Source organism: Vibrio sp. dhg, from assembly GCF_003443775.1.
GTDB classification, from domain to species: domain Bacteria; phylum Pseudomonadota; class Gammaproteobacteria; order Enterobacterales; family Vibrionaceae; genus Vibrio; species Vibrio natriegens.
This window is the reverse complement of record NZ_CP028943.1, coordinates 1187661-1204484: the sequence shown is the minus strand read 5'-3', so window position 1 is coordinate 1204484 and position 16824 is coordinate 1187661. Positions and strand designations below refer to the sequence as shown.

The following is a 16824-nucleotide window of genomic DNA, read 5'->3' as shown; positions in this document are numbered from 1 at the left end:
ATATAACCGTTTAATTTTATAATATTTTCTACAGTCAGATAGATACACACGATCTTTAAGACAGGTTATCCACAGAAAATGTGGATAAGCAATGAAAAAACATACGCAATCAGAAACATAACAGGTTGTCTGGAAAAAGGTTTTTCCGAAACGTAACGGTCATAAATTGATCACTTAGCTGAAATACTCTAGTTTTAGAGTGCAGGGAGTAGCATAAAGGAGCAACTATCATGGATGTATTAATGGTCTCTGAAAAGTATGATGAATTGTTGTCTGACACGCCGCTGGAGTGGCTGGTTCAGGTACCAAATGAAATGACGTCACACTGGGTGCCGATCGAGTTTGGGATTAACGAAGAGTTGGTATAGCTGCATAGGTTTAAAGCGAGCAGACGCAAGACAACAGACAAGAGAAAGGCGAGCTATTTGAGCTCGCCTTTTACTAATCTGAAATAGAGAAGATCACTGATTATCTCAGGTGCTTGTCTTCATCACGCAGGTAAATCATCCAGTACCACATACCGACAAACACACCGCCACCGATAATATTCCCTAACGTAACAGGGATCAGGTTGTTGAGAATGAAGCCTGTCATGTTCAAATCCGCGTAATTCGCAATATCTGCGCCAGTCATTTGCCAGAACGATTCCGGAGCAAAGTATTTAATCCCAATCGCCATTGGAACTTGGAACATGTTCGCAATACAGTGCTCAAAACCTGCTGACACAAACATGGCAACGGGTAGAATCATTACCGCAATCTTATCGGTTAAGGTGCGTCCACTGAATGTCATCCAGACAGCAATACACACTAAAACGTTACACATTATGCCTAGGGCGACTGCCGCGAAGAAACCGTGATGTAATTTATGCTGGGAAATAGCCATGGCATTTAAGCCGACCTGCCCGCCATCAAACATATACTGCTTGCTGACCAGCATACAAGCCACCAGCATAGCGGCACCAGCCATGTTACCAAAGTAAACCACAAACCAGTTTTTAACTAACGCCTTCCAGGAAATTTTTCCACTGGCGCGCGCTACCAGTGTCAACACCGAGCTGGTGAAAAGCTCACCGCCAGTGACCACCACAAGGATCAATCCAAGACTAAACGCAAGACCACCAATTAAACGCGTCATGCCCCAAGGTAAGTCGCCTGCACCCGTTGTTACGGTTGTATAGAAAATGAATGCAATACCAATATGAAGCCCTGCGGAGATGGCAAGTAGGAAGGATTTAACAGGTGCTTTAGTCGCTTTACCTACACCAACTTCGGCAGCGCGTTCAGCAGCTTGCGGCGGTAATAATGAGTCAAACTGATTGAAATTCATGGTGGCGTAACATTTAGAAACAATTAAGGAGGCGGCGATAATCGCGCGATTTTCACACTTTTTCAAGGGGTATTTGTAGTGTTAACTAAAAATATTGTTTGCGGGATGTTTATCACCAAATCTGGGACACTAAAATGGCAAATTTTTACTGTCATTGATATGTGACAAGAATATTTTCTTTCGAACAAAAATCCCACGTTATATCAGCCTGATAGCAATACAGTTAACACTTCTCGCGGTTTTGTGTTGCTCTAGTTGGTTTTTGAGACTAGCTTGGATAAAAAAGCGCAAAGGAATTATTTATGAAATATTCAGCGGAACACATGGCCGAATTGAATCTACTTCTTCAGTTCGATTTAAGCAGTGCGGCAACGGGCATTAAAGTTCACAAAGATGCGTCCGAAGAAACGCAAACTGCCATTGCTCGTCTGTATGAGAAAAAACTCTGCACACAGCCTGATGGTGGCTATTTAACTGACGAAGGTATTGAGGTCGCAGAACACGCAGAAAAAATCTTACGAGTACTAGCAGCAAGCTAATCTAAACGTCAATGGCTGCATGATTAGCGTTCAAGCCGTCAAAAGCGGTCTGAAACCGTAACATCGCTAGCTTGACCGTACAAATATCAATCACCTTTCCTCCTATAAAGTGCCATCATCATTGATGGCATTCACATATTTTGCCAATAGGTTTACACTTATTTCTAATACACTGAAGTTTGACTATTGCAATCAATAACGTACATCGATACCAGATTAGACGCCTGATAAGGTATCCCCTCCCTTGCTTCAGTGAACAATACAACGCGCATAACTCTGTTTAACAATTTTAATTTAGTCGGGAAGAGACATATGGCAAACACATTGATTGTAGGTGCAGGCTGGCTAGGCACACCACTCGCCCAAGCGTTAGTAGACGAAGGACAGACTGTTGTAGTGACTCGCCGCAGCCAGGAAAGGTTGGATGAATTACCATCGATACTCATGAACGCTGAGATCCTCGATCTCACTCAACCACACGCAGAAATAAAATTGCCAGAGCTTATCCAGCGGTATCAAATCAAGCACATCGTCGGTGCGTTTCCCCCAGGATTTAGAAAAGGTGGTGGTCAAGAGTATGCTCAGCAATGGGCAACCTTAGTTGAAACCGCAAAGCAGCAAGAGATCGAAAAGTTAGTGATGATCAGTTCCACGACGGTCTACCCTAATTTGCCCTCTGACATGAATGAAGATTCCGCCTCGTTGAAACTGGCACAAAACCATCCTCATTTTTCTGAAAACGCGCAGATCATGTTGCAGGCGGAGCAGTCTGTCATCGACTCTGGTATTCACTATGCCATTTTAAGATGTAGCGGGTTGATTGGCCCGGACAGAAACCCGGCTCGCTTTGCTGCGCGACTCAAACAAGTTAGCCGCAAGGCCCCTGCAAACATGCTTCATCAAAAAGACGCGGTTGCCGCTGCAAAATTTGCACTGGAACACATTGATAATGAAATTGTTAACGTGACAACACCCAATACCGTCAGCAAAGCCGAGTTCTATCAGGCTGCAATCACTAAGAGTGGCGCGGAGCTTTCTCTTCCTCCAGTGACAGAAGATGCCGACAAGCGCATTGTCGCAGATAAGCTCGTTTCTCTCGGTTATCAATTTCAATATAACTCAACGCTGGATGCACTATGAAGCTTTATCAACATATCGAAACACTCTGGGATTACATGCAACTTAAGCATCAGCTAAAACCAGCAGATTGCTTATTAGTCATGTGCAGTAACGACCTTCGTGTCGCAGAACATGCTGCAAAGCTTTATCAGCAGAAACTTGCACCACTCATTGTGTTCTCTGGCGGTAAAGGGCGATTTACAGATGGTTTGTTTGACAAAAGTGAAGCTGAAGCTTTCGCAGAAATCGCGCAAGCGGCAGGTGTCCCTGGCGATGCAATATTGTTAGAAACCCAATCAACAAATAGTGGTGAAAACGTACGCTTTACTCATCAGCTACTCGAAAACAGCGGTATTTTGTGTGACTCAGTGATTTTGGTGCAAAAACCATTTATGGAGCGTCGAGCCATCGCTACGTTCGAGAAACAATGGCAATCGCCCTATTCTCAACTTCAAGTGAGCTCCACTGCACATCCGTTCTTCGAGTACATTAATGAAGACATGCCGTTGATGATGGTGTTAGAAGCATTGATGGAAGACTATTCTCGCGTCAAAACCTACCCTGAAAAAGGTTTTCAGACTGAGCAAGTCATTCCGGAAAATGTCGAGTCGTCTTATCAGGCATTACTGCAACGTTTCGGTTTTAACTTTGCATAATTGAATAACGCCAAATGGCAAAAAAGCCACCGATTTTGGTGGCTTTTTGGTATGCGTTTAGCGAATCAGGACTATTTCCCTAACGCTTCTTTGTAATGCTGACGACAAACTGAAACATAGCGTTCATTACCGCCAATCGCGACTTGGTCGCCCTCTTTGATAGCAACACCATTTTCATCGGTACGAATAACCATATTCGCTTTGCGGCCACAGTGACAAATCGTCTTAAGTTCTACCAACTTGTCTGCCCATGATAACAGGTACTTGCTGCCTTCAAAAAGTTCACCAAGAAAATCGGTTCTAAGGCCGTAACAAAGTACAGGGATATGTAGCTTATCCACCACTTCTGTTAGTTGATATACCTGCTCTTTGGTTAAGAACTGGCACTCATCAACAAGAATACAATGTCGCTTTTCAACCTCGTTTAGAGCAGCAATCTCCTGATATAAATTGGTATCCTGACCAAAAAGATGAGCGTCTGACTGTAGACCAATTCGTGAGCTTACTTTGCCCACACCGTAGCGGTCATCAAGTGCTGCCGTAAATATCACTGGCGTCATGCCACGTTCTTGGTAGTTAAAAGAAGATTGAAGAAGAGTCGTTGATTTACCCGCATTCATCGCAGAGTAGTAGAAATACATCTGAGCCACAGAGCATTACCTGAAGTTAAAATTATAGAAGTAGAAAATAAAAGGGCTGAATTATCAGCCCTTTAAAAAAAGAAAATTCAATTACTTACGACGCCAAGTTGTGCCTTCTGGACCATCTTCCAGCACGATGCCCATTTCGGTTAGCTTGTCGCGAGCCATATCAGCGTTCGCCCAATCTTTAGACGCACGAGAGTCGTTACGCAGTTTGATCAACGCTTCAATTTCTGCCACTTCATCATCATTACCTGCGTCACCTTTTAGGAAGGCTTCAGGATCTTGATAAAGAATACCGATAACATCAGCAAGCTCACGCATTAATGCGCCAAGTTCGCTTGCTTTCTCGGTGCTTTCTGTCTTCAGACGGTTCACTTCACGCGCCATATCAAACAGTACTGAGTAAGCTTCAGGCGTGTTGAAATCGTCATTCATCGCGTTAGTAAAGCGAGAAACGTACTCTTCACCACCAGCTGGTGCTGCTTTTAAATCAAGACCACGTAGCGAAGTGTATAAACGCTCAAGTGAAGCACGCGCTTGGTTTAGGTTATCTTCGCTGTAGTTTAGTTGGCTACGGTAGTGACCAGACATCAGGAAGTAGCGTACAGTTTCCGCATCGTAGTGACCTAGAACGTCACGGATGGTGAAGAAATTGCCCAGAGACTTAGACATTTTCTCGCGATCGACCATCACCATGCCACTGTGCATCCAAGTGTTCACGTACTTAGTGTCGTGTGCACAGCAAGACTGAGCGATCTCATTCTCGTGGTGAGGGAACTGAAGGTCAGAACCGCCGCCGTGGATATCGAAGTGGTTACCAAGAATTGACGAGTTCATTGCAGAACATTCAATGTGCCAACCTGGACGGCCAGGGCCCCATGGAGATTCCCAAGTTGGTTCGCCTGGCTTAGACATTTTCCAAAGTACGAAATCTAGTGGGCTGCGTTTTGCTGTTTCGATATCAACACGTGCACCAGCCTGAAGCTGATCCAAGTCTTGCTTAGACAGTTTACCGTATTCGTCAAACTTGCCTACTTCAAACATGACGTCGCCGTTATCCGCAACATACGCAAAGCCACGTTCAATCAGCTTTTCAACCAGATCGATGATTTCTGTGATGAACTGCGTAGCGCGAGGCTCAACGTCCGGGCGCTTCATATTTAGCGCATCGAAATCAGCATGCATTTCGCCAATCAGGCGCTCAGTTAATGAATCACAAGATTCACCGTTTTCTGCTGCACGCTTAATGATTTTATCGTCGATATCGGTGATATTGCGAACAAACGTTAGATCGTAACCCAAGTAACGCAGGTAGCGAGAAACAACGTCAAAAGACACAAAAGTACGACCGTGGCCGATGTGACAGAGATCGTAGATGGTAACTCCACAGACATACATGCCAACTTTGCCGGCTGTAATTGGTTTGAATTCCTCTTTCTGTCTTGTGAGTGTGTTATATATCTTTAACATGATCTCTATCTATGATTGTGAATGATTACAAGAAGGCCGAGTATAACAACTCCGACCTTATTAGGTAATAGGAATTAACCGATAAAACGATAATCGGCTAAACTTCAAGCACAAAACGATTAATTTCTTCTTCCTGAGTTTTTAAAGCGTTGTAACTTAGGCTAGAATCTCGGGCTCAATACAACACAGTAAAGGACAGTAGCATGATCACCCTTCACACTAATTTTGGTGACATCAAGATTCAACTAAACGAAGAGAAAGCGCCAGAAACAAGCGCAAACTTCCTACAGTACTGCCGCGACGGTTTTTACGACAACACTCTATTCCATCGTGTTATTGATGGTTTCATGGTTCAAGGTGGCGGCATGGAATCAGGTCTACGTGAAAAAGCAACACGTGCACCGATCAAAAATGAAGCAAACAACGGCCTTAGCAACAAAGTAGGTACTCTTGCTATGGCACGTACTATGGAGCCGCACTCAGCAAGCTCTCAGTTCTTCATCAACGTAAACAACAACACATTCCTAGACTTCCGTAGCGAAAGCCTAGACGGTTGGGGTTACTGTGTATTCGGTGAAGTTGTAGAAGGTATGGACGTAGTTAACCAAATCAAAGGCGTTAGCACTGGTTCTTACGGCATGCACCAAGACGTACCACTAGAAGACGTGGTAATCACTGGTACAACAATCGAAGAGTAATTCTTACGAATTATTCCCACCACTTAATTAAATGGGGAGGCCTCGCCTCCCCTTATTTCTATGACAACATTATTTATATCAGACCTGCACCTTACGCCGTCACGCCCTGACATTACAGAATGCTTTGTGACGTTTATGCGCACAGAAGCCCCAAAAGCAGACGCTTTATACGTATTAGGCGATCTTTTCGAGTTTTGGGTCGGTGACGACGACAAAACGCCTTTCGCAAACAAAATTAGGACCGAATTTAAAGCACTTACCGACAGCGGTGTTCGTGTCTTCTTTATTCAAGGCAACCGTGACTTCCTGTTAGGGAAACGTTTTTGCAAACAAACGGGAATTACGCTTCTTGATGATGTTTGTACCATTGATCTTTATGGCAAAAATGCGGTGATCTTACATGGCGATACGCTATGTACAGACGATGTTGACTATCAGAAATTTCGCAAAACCGTTCACCAACCATGGTTGCAATGGGTCTTCAACCATATCCCTTGGTTTATAAAGAAAAAAATCGTCGCCAAAGTTCAATCTGATATTCGAGATGATAAAAGCAACAAATCTTTGGACATCATGGATGTTAACCAAAGCGAAGTAGAAAATGTGATGTCTCAATATTGCGTCGACCTGATGATTCATGGTCACACACATCGTCCAGATACACACCATTTCGACGTCAACGGGGTTAAGAAAACACGCATAGTTTTAGGTGACTGGTATACGCAAGGCTCAGTTTTACAAGTGAATTCTGACTGCTTTCTTCTGGAAACAAGGCCTTTCAACTCATAAATTACGCAAAACCTGTTAAGAGCTTACAATATTCGGACTTAAAGCATAGATATTTTACCAAAAATTGTTATCATCATATGACTCAGTTAAGCAGAATGAAGTACCTAATTGAAGTATTCTTACGTAGCTCGCCAACCAATTCTAGATAGAGAAAAGCGAACCATTGGTTATGAACTTCTCTTTCGCGACGGCCCCAAAAATACCTTCCCTGAAGTAGAACCCGAGCTGGCTACTAGTCGATTGCTGTCTGATCATTTTCTATCGACGCATTACAATACATTAGGTAACAAGCTGGGGTTTGTTAACTTCCCCCAGCAGAGTCTGATCAATTTGGTTCCCACTTTATTTCCTAAAGACTCATTAGTTATTGAGGTCTTAGAAGATTGTGAGCCGACAGAAGAACTGCTTAAAGCGATTAAATATTTGCATGAATGTGGGTACAAAATCGCACTGGATGATTTCGTACCAACCAAGGCTTGGAAGCAATTTCTTCCCTACGTCTCGATCATCAAGTTTGATATTCGCCTGGTGCCGATAGAAAAAGCGGCAATTTTTATTCAAACCCTTCGTCACTACAACATCGAATTTCTTGCCGAGAAAGTGGAAACTTATGAAGAGTTTGAACAGACCTTAGAAGCCGGATTCAACTACTTTCAGGGCTACTTCTTCAGTAAACCTGAAATGATCAAGAAAAAGCAGCTGAAACCGTCATTTTTGGCAGTTATCCAGTTGTGTAAAGAGATTGCCGATAAACCCATCAACTTTGATGAAGTTGAACGTCTGTTTTCAATCGACATTACGCTTTCATACAAGCTACTGACTTACGTCAATTCCGGATACACACTCGCGACCAAAATTAAGTCATTCCGACAAGCTCTGATTTACTTGGGTGAAGATCGCCTGCGACGGTTCATCTCACTCGTTGCCATCGCTTCAGTTCAAGATGACAAGCCAGACTCTCTCTATACGCTTGCAATCCAACGCGCTCGAATGTGTGAGGTATTGCTGAGCTTGATGAGAACCAAATATGATCCGGGACAAGCCTTTCTTACGGGGATGTTTTCGCTGCTAGACTCACTGCTCGACCAACCGCTTAGCGATGTGATTAACGATATTCCGGTGGACGACGATATCAAATTAGCGCTCACAAGCCACAAAGGTGTATTGGGTTACTTACTGTCGATGACTATCGCTTATGAACAAGCAAACTGGGAGCGAGTTGAGAAATATTGCACGGCTCTAAAGCTCACAGAAGAGCAACTTGTCGAAGCATTTAACCAGTCTACCGTCTGGGCTCAGGAACTCCTTTCCCAAAGTTCTTAAGCGTTTCATCTTCTGATAACGTTGTTCGGGTGTATAATCCTACCGATCTCACCGACGTGAGCCTGTTTAATCAAATAGAGATTTCTTTTTATGTCTTCTACCTGCCCATGCGGCTCTAATCTCCCTTATCAACAGTGTTGTGAAATTGCCCATAGCAATCACAAAAATGTAGAAACACCAGAGCAGTTAATGCGCTCACGCTACAGTGCTCATGTTTTAGGGTTAGTGGATTATGTTGTCGCGACTTATCACCCGAGTTGTCATGCTGAAGATCAGCGCGAAGGCATTGCACAATCAGGGTAAGATTACGAAGCCCCTTGCCCCGCAAGGACTTTGGAAAGATAAGCGTTACTTCGATTCGCTTTCTTCTGTTTCCGCTTAATGCCTGCTTTAAAGCTTGTCTCTGCCGTTAACAGGTTTAACGACGCATGACGGATAACCGCGAAGTTCTCTCCCGCTTGCTCTCGCCTGATTCGACAATTATCTTCATTAAAGCCAACATCCAAACGCCAATGCATTTGATTCTCGATGCTCCAGTGCGAGCGCGTCCCTTCTAGCAACTCTTTTGCGCTCAATTTAGCTGAGCTAATATAATGCTTTATCTGCATTGTCTCCGCTGGCTTATTACCCTCTTGTCGAATTGAAACAACTACACCAAGCGTTGTTAGTTGAGACCACTCAAAAGCCAAATCACCGAGTAAGTCAACGTTATGCTCCACAAGGCAAAGGCGTGTTTCTGTACGTCCATGCCCCTTTTCTTGAACGACAATCTTGTCGCCCTCAAATGAGTTCAACATGGTCGCGTTAAATATCTCGTTCATCGCATGGTTAAGCTTTTTTTGATTGTCTTTAACCGCTAAGAGATAATCGGCTTCTTTCCTAATTATTTTATTTGCAATCGATTTTTGGCAACCCATCGCATCGATAGTCACTAAGCAACCCTTGATAGATAGGAGCTCCAGCAGCTCGGGGATCGCTGTGATCTCATTACTTTTCTCGCTTGTTTTTACCTGACCCAACACCATCTTGTTAGCAGCACTAAAAGCGCTAACCATATGAATCGCTCCACTACGCTTGTCTTTGTTGTAGGTACCGCGGAGCGTCTTACCATCGATTGCGACAACTTCGCCTTCAGTCGCCTCATGACAGTCTTTCATCCACTGGGCAAAGCAGCGCTGCAACTGCTTGGCTGAGATAAGATTAATAACTCTTGCTATGGTGTCATGAACAGGGACTCCATTTTCAAAGTCACCATATTGCCTGAGCCAATCAAGGTTATCTTGACCAAAGTCTTCGATATCTTCCCACCCTTCTGCGCCAGCAATGACAGCAGCAACCATAAGGAAAATGATATCTGTCAGTTTGTGTTCAACCTTCCATGATTGGCGAGGGTCACTTATTACCGAGATATGTTCTAACAAGCTTGCTCCAGTCATCTGATTTACTCCCAAAAGAGAGTATATGATCACGACTAAACATGATCGTCAAATCGATCCTTAATTTTGTTACTATTTCGATGCATTCATTATACTTTGGGTGTAATTCTTACTTGTGCTGACCCCTTATTCCATAAGGGTTTTTCATGATCTTGCCCTGATTGCACAATCTATCGATAGTGACTGGTGCCAACTTGAAGTAATAAAAGCTGAAGCAGGCAGCAATGAAAATGAAGGGTTTGTTGAATTCAACGCCTACTTCAATGAAGAAGGTAAACGCTACTGCCTGAGTGAGCGTTCACGCTTTGTCAAAGAGCATGGCCTTTGGTACTACATTGACGGAACCTTCCCACAAGACGAACAAGAACCAGATCCTCGTCTGAGCCAGCCAGTAAGTAGCCTGAAAGTCGGCCGTAATGACCCATGTATTTGTGGCAGCGGTAAGAAATTTAAGAAGTGTTGTGGTTAATCCAAATACTTGCTGATAGACAAAAGGCTTCCTGTGGGAAGCCTTTTTCGTGTAAATGATAAGCAAAGTTACTTGTGGCGCTCTTTAAGCTTATTCACTACGTCGTTCATAGACAGACCTTGGTCTTGCAGCAGGACCATCAAGTGATAAATCAAATCCGCCGATTCGCACACTAGTTCCGCCTTGTCACCCGACGTTGCCGCAAGCGCGACTTCAACGCCCTCTTCGCCCACTTTCTGCGAAATACGCTTGGTGCCACGGGCATAAAGACTGGCGGTATAAGAGGACTCTGGGTCGGCGTCCTTGCGGGCAGCCAGTAGCTGCTCAAGTTGATGAAGCCACACCATTTGCGACTCTTCTTGCGGGTCTCCATCCCAGCACGTTGTGGTGCCAGTGTGGCAAGTTGGACCAATCGGATTCACTTTGACCAATAAGGTGTCATTGTCACAATCCAGTGAAATGTTCACCAACTGAAGAACATTGCCCGAGGTTTCGCCTTTCGTCCACAAACGCTCTTTGGTGCGAGAGAAAAATGTCACCTGACCAGTTTCGCCCGTTTTTACTAGCGCGTCCTGGTTCATGTAACCCATCATCAGCACTTGGCTGGACTGGAAGTCTTGGACGATAGCAGGTACCAGACCATCCACCTTCTCCCAGTTGATTCGCTCTTGTAGCGAACTTACTTCGGCGGCTGCAAAACTCATACTCGTACCTCTATACCTTGCTGTTTTAAATATTGTTTCAACTCGCCAATATTGATGACTTGTTTGTGGAATACTGACGCGGCTAATGCGCCGTCAACATTCGCTTTTTGGTAAGCTTCTGCAAAGTGCTCCATTGCACCCGCACCACCTGAAGCAATCAGAGGCACCTTACACACTTCACGAACCATATTGAGCTGTTCAATGTCGTAACCGTTGCGGACGCCATCTTGGTTCATCATATTCAGAACGATTTCACCAGCGCCGCGCTTTTGCACTTCTTGTACCCAGTCACGCGTTTCCCATTTTGTCGCTTTTGTACGCTCTTCATCACCAGTAAACTGGTAAACCTGATATTTGCCCGTGTCCTTGTCATAGTATGAGTCGATACCAACCACAATACATTGAACACCAAACTTATCAGCCAGATCTGTAATCAGTTGTGGATTCGCGAGAGCCGGAGAATTGATCGAAACTTTATCAGCACCAAACTCCAGAATACGCGCTGCATCTTCTGCTGATTTAATGCCACCTGCTACACAGAAAGGAATATCGATAACTTCTGCTACGCGCTTCACCCAGCTTTTATCGACGACACGTCCGTCACTAGATGCGGTGATATCGTAAAATACCAGTTCGTCCGCGCCTTCTTCTGCGTAGCGCTGTGCAAGAGGAACGATGTCACCGATGATTTCATGGTTACGGAATTGTACCCCTTTCACCACCTGACCATCACGCACATCAAGACATGGAATTATTCGCTTTGCCAACATGTGAATGCCTCCTCTGCTGTGAATTTACCATCAAGCAACGCGCGGCCAACAATAACACCTGCCACTCCGCTGCCTTTCAGCGCTTCTATATCCGCCAGTGAGCCGATGCCACCTGAAGATTGAAACTGAACTTGTGGATACTGCTTGCAAAGATCCACGTACAGATCAACGTTTGAGCCTTCTAGCGTGCCGTCACGGGAAATATCGGTACACAGAACATGTTTGAGACCCACCGTTAGGTAGTCGTCGATAAGCGCTTCTATCGTGACACCTGAGTCTTCCTGCCAACCAGAAATGGCGACTTTACGTGTACCATCCTGATCGATGTTAATATCCAGCGCCAGAACGATCTTCTCCGCACCGTATTTTTCCATCCAGCCTTTTACTAACTCTGGCTGTTTAACGGCTGTAGAGCCTACTACGACACGCTGAGCGCCCGCTTCTAACAGATCCACAACGTCCTGTTCAACGCGAACACCACCACCAATCTGAATGTTGGCTGGTGTGCTTGCCAATAGTTTTGCAATCAGATCAAGCTGTCGTGCAGACGTGTCTTTTGCACCCGTTAAGTCAACCAAATGCAACCAATTTGCACCCGCTTGATGATACAGGTTGAACTGCTCTGCTGGATCCACTTTGTATTCAGTTACTTGTCCGTAATCACCTTGGTAAAGGCGAACCACCTGTCCTTCAATTAAATCAAGAGCTGGAATAATCACACTAAATTCCTTTTTATAATTCTAAGAAGTTTTGAATAAGCTTCGCGCCCGCTTTTGAAGAACGCTCAGGGTGGAATTGCACTCCGTAGTAGTTGCCGCTCTGTACTGCTGCGGTGAACGGATTGCCGTAATTACACTCAGCAATGGTGTAATCTCCGACTGGCATCGCAAAGCTGTGTACAAAGTAGAAGTACTCACCCTCTTCGATGCCTTTAAACAATGGGTTACCCGGTTTCGCAGTAACCGTATTCCATCCCATGTGTGGCAGTGGTAAATCGCCCGTTTGAAGCAATTTCACTTCGCCATCACAAAGACCCAGACATTCAACCAGCTCATCGGCTTTTTGGCCTTTCTCTTGAGAAACCTTACCCAATAGTTGCATGCCCAGACAAATGCCAAGAAGCGGCTTTTCGACCTTTTTCACCAGCTCGATTAGATCGCGCTCCTCCAGGTTTTTCATCGCTTCACTTGCTGTGCCTACGCCAGGTAAGAAAAGCTTATCCGCCGCCAAGACAACTTGAGGATCTTTTGAAACAGTTACTGTGTAGCCAAGGCGCTCAATGGCAAATCTCACCGAAGAAACGTTGGCACAGCCAGTATCAATAATCACAACTTTCTGTTCTGTCACTGTACTCATCTCCTATTAATACTTTAAGGAATGACCTTAAAGAACGCCTTTACTACTTGGCAGCTCGTTACCTTCTACTTTGATCGCCTGACGCAATGTGCGGCCGAAGGCTTTAAACAAACTTTCAATGATGTGGTGATCATTGTCACCAGCAGAAGACAGGTGCAGAGTACATGCTAACGTATCAGTCAATGAGCGGAAGAAGTGCACAACCATTTCTGTCGATAAATCACCCACTTGCTCACGGCCAAATTCCGCGTCGAATTTAAGGAATGGACGGCCTGATAAATCTAATGCACATTGTGCCAGACACTCATCCATCGGTAAGCTAAAGCCAAAGCGGCCAATACCTCGTTTATCGCCCAGTGCTTCTTTCAGAGCCTGTCCAAGTGCAAGCGCGGTATCTTCAATAGTGTGGTGATCATCGATGTGAAGATCGCCTTCTACTTTGCATACCATCTGGAAACCACCGTGAGTTGCGATTTGATCAAGCATGTGGTCAAAGAAGCCCAACCCCGTTGAAATATCGTTACCGCCTTGCTCATCAAGATTCACGGCAACTCTGATGTCCGTTTCTTTGGTGGTACGAATAACTTCAGCAACACGTGCTTTTACCGTCAGATCTTTCAGGATTTGCTTCCAACCCATGGTCTCTGGGTTGTATTGAATACCACGGATGGCCATATTCTCAGCAAGCTGAAGGTCTGTCGCTCGGTCGCCAATCACAACCGAATTCTGGAAGTCCACTTTGCCGCCCTGAAGGTATTCTTTCACCATACCTAGCTTAGGCTTGCGGCAAGAACAGTTATCTTCGTCAAAGTGTGGACAGATAAGAACGTCATCAAACTTCACGCCTTGAGATTCAAAAATCTCCATCATCATATTGTGTGGCGCATCAAAGTCGTCTTGTGGGTAGCTATCTGTACCCAAACCATCTTGGTTAGTCACCATGACTAAACGGTAACCTGCATCTTGTAAAGCAAGCAAGCTTGGAATTACGTATGGCTCTAACTTCAACTTGTCGAGGCGGTCTACTTGGAAATCAATCGGTGGCTCAACAATCAGTGTGCCATCACGGTCAATAAAAAGGATTTTTTGTTGTTTGCTCACTAGAACATCCTTATTGCTAATCTTGGTTGGCTCTCACTCAAGTGTGAGAGCAAAGTAACTTTATGGCTTTACGAATAGTAGTTTCGAATAAATCCAAGTGTCTTTTCGCACTCTTCGCGATTGCCGATACTGATGCGCACACAGTTTTCAATCGGCGAGTTACGTAAAATAATGCCTGTATCCCATGCAGCTTTAAACAGAGCGTCACCATCTGGGAATTTCACCAACAGATAGTTCCCCCAGCCTTCGAACACCTGAAGACCCGGTATCATCGATAAGCCAACTTGCAGGTAAGCACGGTTAGCATTGAGATCCAGAACCTGAAACTTAGCGCGAGCCAAACCAGCTTCCGATAATGCTTGCGTCGCGATGTCTGCAACCGGAACGGGTACCGGATAAGGCGCGATAACTTTAAGAAGTACATTAATCAGCTCTTCGTTTGCAAGCGTAAATCCACAGCGCAGACCAGCAAGTGCAAATGCTTTCGATAACGTACGCAGAATCGCTAAGTTCGGGTATTGCTCCAGTAAGTCTACCGTTGAGGCTTCAGGACAAAAATCGATGTACGCTTCATCCATAACCACGATGGCGCGATCTTTTGTCATTTCAAGCAGCGCTACAATATCCTCACGCTTAACTAAATTGCCGGTAGGGTTATTTGGAGAGCAAACAAACACCAGCTTCACGTTATCGAGATTCGCTTCAATACCCGCCAGATCCAGTTGCCAATCTGAAGTCAGTGGTACGGTCTTACGCTCGACACCAATGGTTTCTGCACTGATTGAGTACATACCGTAAGTTGGCGGACAGTAAAGAATGGCATCTTCGCCAGGCTCACAAAAAGCACGAACAAGTAGCTCAATACCTTCATCAGCACCACGAGACGTCAGTGTCTGCTCTGGTTTTACGCCAGCATAAGCCGCATATGCCGCAATAAGTTCTTTTGGCTGACACTCGCTGTAGCGATTAAGACGAGCAAAATCGGTTTTGTATTCATTATCAAATGGTGATTCGTTTGCATTCAGCCACACATCACCCGTACCACCAATGCGGCGAGCCGATAAGTAAGGAGTTAATTCCTGGACTTGTTTACGCGCTAGCTTTTCCATCTCAATGTTTCCTTCTTACTTCGCTGCCAGTTTTTCTACACGAATCGTTACTGCACGTTTGTGTGCATCCAGACCTTCCGCTTCCGCCATAGTAACAACCGTAGGAGCCAGGTTTTTCAGGCCTTCAGCAGAGAGTTCTTGAACGGTCATACGCTTCGAGAAATCCGCTAAGCCAAGGCTAGAGTATGTGCGAGTGTAACCATACGTTGGAAGCACGTGGTTCGTACCTGACGCGTAGTCACCCGCAGATTCAGGCGACCAGTCACCCAAGAAAATTGAGCCTGCGTTATCAAGCAGAGGCAGCAACTCACGCGGGTTTTTGGTTTGAACAATTAAGTGCTCTGGGCCGTAGTAGTTCGAGATAGAAACCGCCTGAGTCAGGGATTCAGCGATAATGATCAAACTTGATGCAAGTGCCTTTTGTGCGATATCAGCACGCGAAAGCTGTTTCAGTTGACGTTGTACGGCATCCGTTACTTGATCCGCAATGATTGCTGAAGGAGTAACCAGTACAACTTGAGAATCAGGACCGTGCTCTGCCTGGCTAAGTAGGTCAGCAGCAATAAAGTCAGCGTCAGCCGTATCATCAGCAAGAACCAACACTTCAGACGGACCAGCAGGCATATCAATCGCTGCACCACGGAAATCGTTACTTACCTGGCGTTTTGCCTCTGTAACATACGCATTGCCCGGACCGAAAATCTTATCAACTTTAGAAACCGTTTCCGTTCCGTAAGCCATCGCTGCAACCGCTTGACCACCACCCACATTGTATACTTCATCGATACCGCAAAGTTTTGCAACGTACAGGATTTCATCAGCAATTGGCGGAGGAGAACAAAGCACCACTTTGCGACAACCTGCAATTTTTGCTGGTACACCAAGCATCAAAACGGTTGATGGCAATGGCGCGCTGCCACCCGGGATGTACAAGCCGACTTTTTGGATTGGACGAGTCACTTGCTCACACATTACGCCCGGTTGAGTCTCAACTTTAATTGGCTGAGGCTTTTGTGCTTTGTGGAACTTAGCAATATTGTTATAAGCTTGATTCAACGCGCTTTTCATCTTCTCAGAAAGACGATTTGCAGCTGCGTCAATTTCATTAGCAGAAACACGAATTGATTCTGGCTTTACGCGGTCAAACTTTTCCGTAAGTTCTACAAGTGCAGCATCACCTTCGCTACGTACTTTCGCAATAACCTCTGCAACCGCAGCAGTAATGTTTGCGCCTTCTGCGATGGCTGGACGCTCTAAAATCGAATCTTGTTGATTCTCACTCAGTGATTGCCAAACAACTGTTCTCATGACC

The 16824-nt window shown here is 45.1% G+C and carries 18 protein-coding genes and 2 pseudogenes; 9 read left to right on the top strand and 11 right to left on the bottom strand.

Annotation, left to right across the window (positions count from 1 at the left end):
- The first annotated feature begins 230 nt into the window (after nucleotides 1-230).
- Nucleotides 231-368 carry a hypothetical protein gene (locus DBX26_RS25420; RefSeq protein ID WP_014231504.1) on the top strand — a complete coding sequence of 46 codons (138 nt, stop codon included), beginning with the start codon at nucleotides 231-233 and terminating at the stop codon, nucleotides 366-368.
- 100 nt (nucleotides 369-468) lie between these two features.
- Here the strand turns inward: DBX26_RS25420 and focA are convergent, their stop codons facing one another.
- The gene (gene focA, locus DBX26_RS05630; RefSeq protein WP_118118185.1) at nucleotides 469-1329 is read right to left on the bottom strand and encodes a formate transporter FocA; all 861 of its coding nucleotides are present in this window, start codon (nucleotides 1327-1329) and stop codon (nucleotides 469-471) included.
- A gap of 302 nt (nucleotides 1330-1631) precedes the next feature.
- Between focA and DBX26_RS05625 the strand changes: the two genes are divergently transcribed.
- The 3 genes from DBX26_RS05625 to DBX26_RS05615 all read left to right on the top strand — a co-directional run bounded on the left by DBX26_RS05625 (nucleotide 1632) and on the right by DBX26_RS05615 (nucleotide 3643).
- Entirely contained in the window at nucleotides 1632-1868 is a 237-nt protein-coding gene (locus tag DBX26_RS05625) for a TIGR02647 family protein (RefSeq protein ID WP_014231502.1), read from the top strand.
- 312 nt (nucleotides 1869-2180) lie between these two features.
- The gene (locus tag DBX26_RS05620; protein ID WP_118118183.1) at nucleotides 2181-3008 is read left to right on the top strand and encodes an NAD-dependent epimerase/dehydratase family protein; all 828 of its coding nucleotides are present in this window, start codon (nucleotides 2181-2183) and stop codon (nucleotides 3006-3008) included.
- Nucleotides 3005-3643, top strand: coding sequence for a YdcF family protein (locus DBX26_RS05615; RefSeq protein ID WP_118118181.1), 639 nt, complete (start codon nucleotides 3005-3007; stop codon nucleotides 3641-3643). The genes DBX26_RS05620 and DBX26_RS05615 overlap by 4 nt, the downstream gene beginning before the upstream one ends.
- A 71-nt stretch (nucleotides 3644-3714) precedes the next feature.
- Here DBX26_RS05615 and DBX26_RS05610 read toward each other — a convergent pair whose 3' ends face one another.
- Both DBX26_RS05610 and cysS read right to left on the bottom strand, forming a co-directional pair.
- Nucleotides 3715-4293 carry a thymidine kinase gene (locus DBX26_RS05610; RefSeq protein WP_118118179.1) on the bottom strand — a complete coding sequence of 193 codons (579 nt, stop codon included), beginning with the start codon at nucleotides 4291-4293 and terminating at the stop codon, nucleotides 3715-3717.
- Nucleotides 4294-4374: 81 nt separating this feature from the next.
- The gene (gene cysS, locus DBX26_RS05605; RefSeq protein ID WP_118118177.1) at nucleotides 4375-5757 is read right to left on the bottom strand and encodes a cysteine--tRNA ligase; all 1383 of its coding nucleotides are present in this window, start codon (nucleotides 5755-5757) and stop codon (nucleotides 4375-4377) included.
- A 203-nt stretch (nucleotides 5758-5960) separates the two neighbouring features.
- Here cysS and DBX26_RS05600 point away from each other — a divergent pair, with 203 nt between their 5' ends.
- The 4 genes and pseudogenes from DBX26_RS05600 to DBX26_RS05585 form a co-directional block, all read left to right on the top strand.
- On the top strand, nucleotides 5961-6455 hold the full coding sequence (locus DBX26_RS05600) for a peptidylprolyl isomerase (protein ID WP_020332956.1): 495 nt from the start codon (nucleotides 5961-5963) through the stop codon (nucleotides 6453-6455).
- A gap of 60 nt (nucleotides 6456-6515) precedes the next feature.
- On the top strand, nucleotides 6516-7244 hold the full coding sequence (lpxH, locus tag DBX26_RS05595) for a UDP-2,3-diacylglucosamine diphosphatase (protein ID WP_118118175.1): 729 nt from the start codon (nucleotides 6516-6518) through the stop codon (nucleotides 7242-7244).
- A 108-nt stretch (nucleotides 7245-7352) separates the two neighbouring features.
- Entirely contained in the window at nucleotides 7353-8567 is a 1215-nt protein-coding gene (locus DBX26_RS05590; RefSeq protein ID WP_118118173.1) for an EAL and HDOD domain-containing protein, read from the top strand.
- A gap of 90 nt (nucleotides 8568-8657) precedes the next feature.
- A pseudogene (locus DBX26_RS05585) lies at nucleotides 8658-8864 on the top strand (YchJ family metal-binding protein); the annotation flags it as partial.
- A gap of 8 nt (nucleotides 8865-8872) precedes the next feature.
- Here DBX26_RS05585 and DBX26_RS05580 read toward each other — a convergent pair.
- Entirely contained in the window at nucleotides 8873-10003 is a 1131-nt protein-coding gene (locus tag DBX26_RS05580) for an ISAs1 family transposase (RefSeq protein WP_118117544.1), read from the bottom strand.
- Nucleotides 10004-10163: 160 nt separating this feature from the next.
- On the opposite strand from DBX26_RS05580, the pseudogene DBX26_RS05575 reads away from it, so the two are divergent.
- Nucleotides 10164-10472, top strand: a pseudogene (locus tag DBX26_RS05575) (YchJ family metal-binding protein); the annotation flags it as partial.
- Between the two features lie 68 nt (nucleotides 10473-10540).
- Here the strand turns inward: DBX26_RS05575 and hisIE are convergent.
- From hisIE to hisD, 7 genes are all read right to left on the bottom strand, one after another.
- On the bottom strand, nucleotides 10541-11176 hold the full coding sequence (gene hisIE, locus DBX26_RS05570) for a bifunctional phosphoribosyl-AMP cyclohydrolase/phosphoribosyl-ATP diphosphatase HisIE (protein WP_014231493.1): 636 nt from the start codon (nucleotides 11174-11176) through the stop codon (nucleotides 10541-10543).
- On the bottom strand, nucleotides 11173-11946 hold the full coding sequence (gene hisF / locus DBX26_RS05565; RefSeq protein WP_014231492.1) for an imidazole glycerol phosphate synthase subunit HisF: 774 nt from the start codon (nucleotides 11944-11946) through the stop codon (nucleotides 11173-11175). The genes hisIE and hisF overlap by 4 nt, the downstream gene beginning before the upstream one ends.
- Nucleotides 11928-12665: a 1-(5-phosphoribosyl)-5-[(5-phosphoribosylamino)methylideneamino]imidazole-4-carboxamide isomerase gene (gene hisA, locus DBX26_RS05560; protein ID WP_118118170.1), complete on the bottom strand. Its 738-nt coding sequence runs from the start codon at nucleotides 12663-12665 to the stop codon at nucleotides 11928-11930. Before hisA ends, hisF begins: the two co-directional genes overlap by 19 nt.
- 13 nt (nucleotides 12666-12678) lie before the next feature.
- The gene (gene hisH, locus DBX26_RS05555; protein WP_020332950.1) at nucleotides 12679-13293 is read right to left on the bottom strand and encodes an imidazole glycerol phosphate synthase subunit HisH; all 615 of its coding nucleotides are present in this window, start codon (nucleotides 13291-13293) and stop codon (nucleotides 12679-12681) included.
- Between the two features lie 36 nt (nucleotides 13294-13329).
- Nucleotides 13330-14403 (bottom strand): bifunctional histidinol-phosphatase/imidazoleglycerol-phosphate dehydratase HisB, encoded by a 1074-nt coding sequence (gene hisB, locus DBX26_RS05550; protein WP_014231489.1) that lies wholly within the window; start codon nucleotides 14401-14403, stop codon nucleotides 13330-13332.
- A 68-nt stretch (nucleotides 14404-14471) separates the two neighbouring features.
- Nucleotides 14472-15512 carry a histidinol-phosphate transaminase gene (hisC, locus tag DBX26_RS05545; protein ID WP_118118168.1) on the bottom strand — a complete coding sequence of 347 codons (1041 nt, stop codon included), beginning with the start codon at nucleotides 15510-15512 and terminating at the stop codon, nucleotides 14472-14474.
- A gap of 15 nt (nucleotides 15513-15527) precedes the next feature.
- Nucleotides 15528-16820 carry a histidinol dehydrogenase gene (hisD, locus tag DBX26_RS05540; protein ID WP_014231487.1) on the bottom strand — a complete coding sequence of 431 codons (1293 nt, stop codon included), beginning with the start codon at nucleotides 16818-16820 and terminating at the stop codon, nucleotides 15528-15530.
- Nucleotides 16821-16824 lie beyond the last annotated feature (4 nt).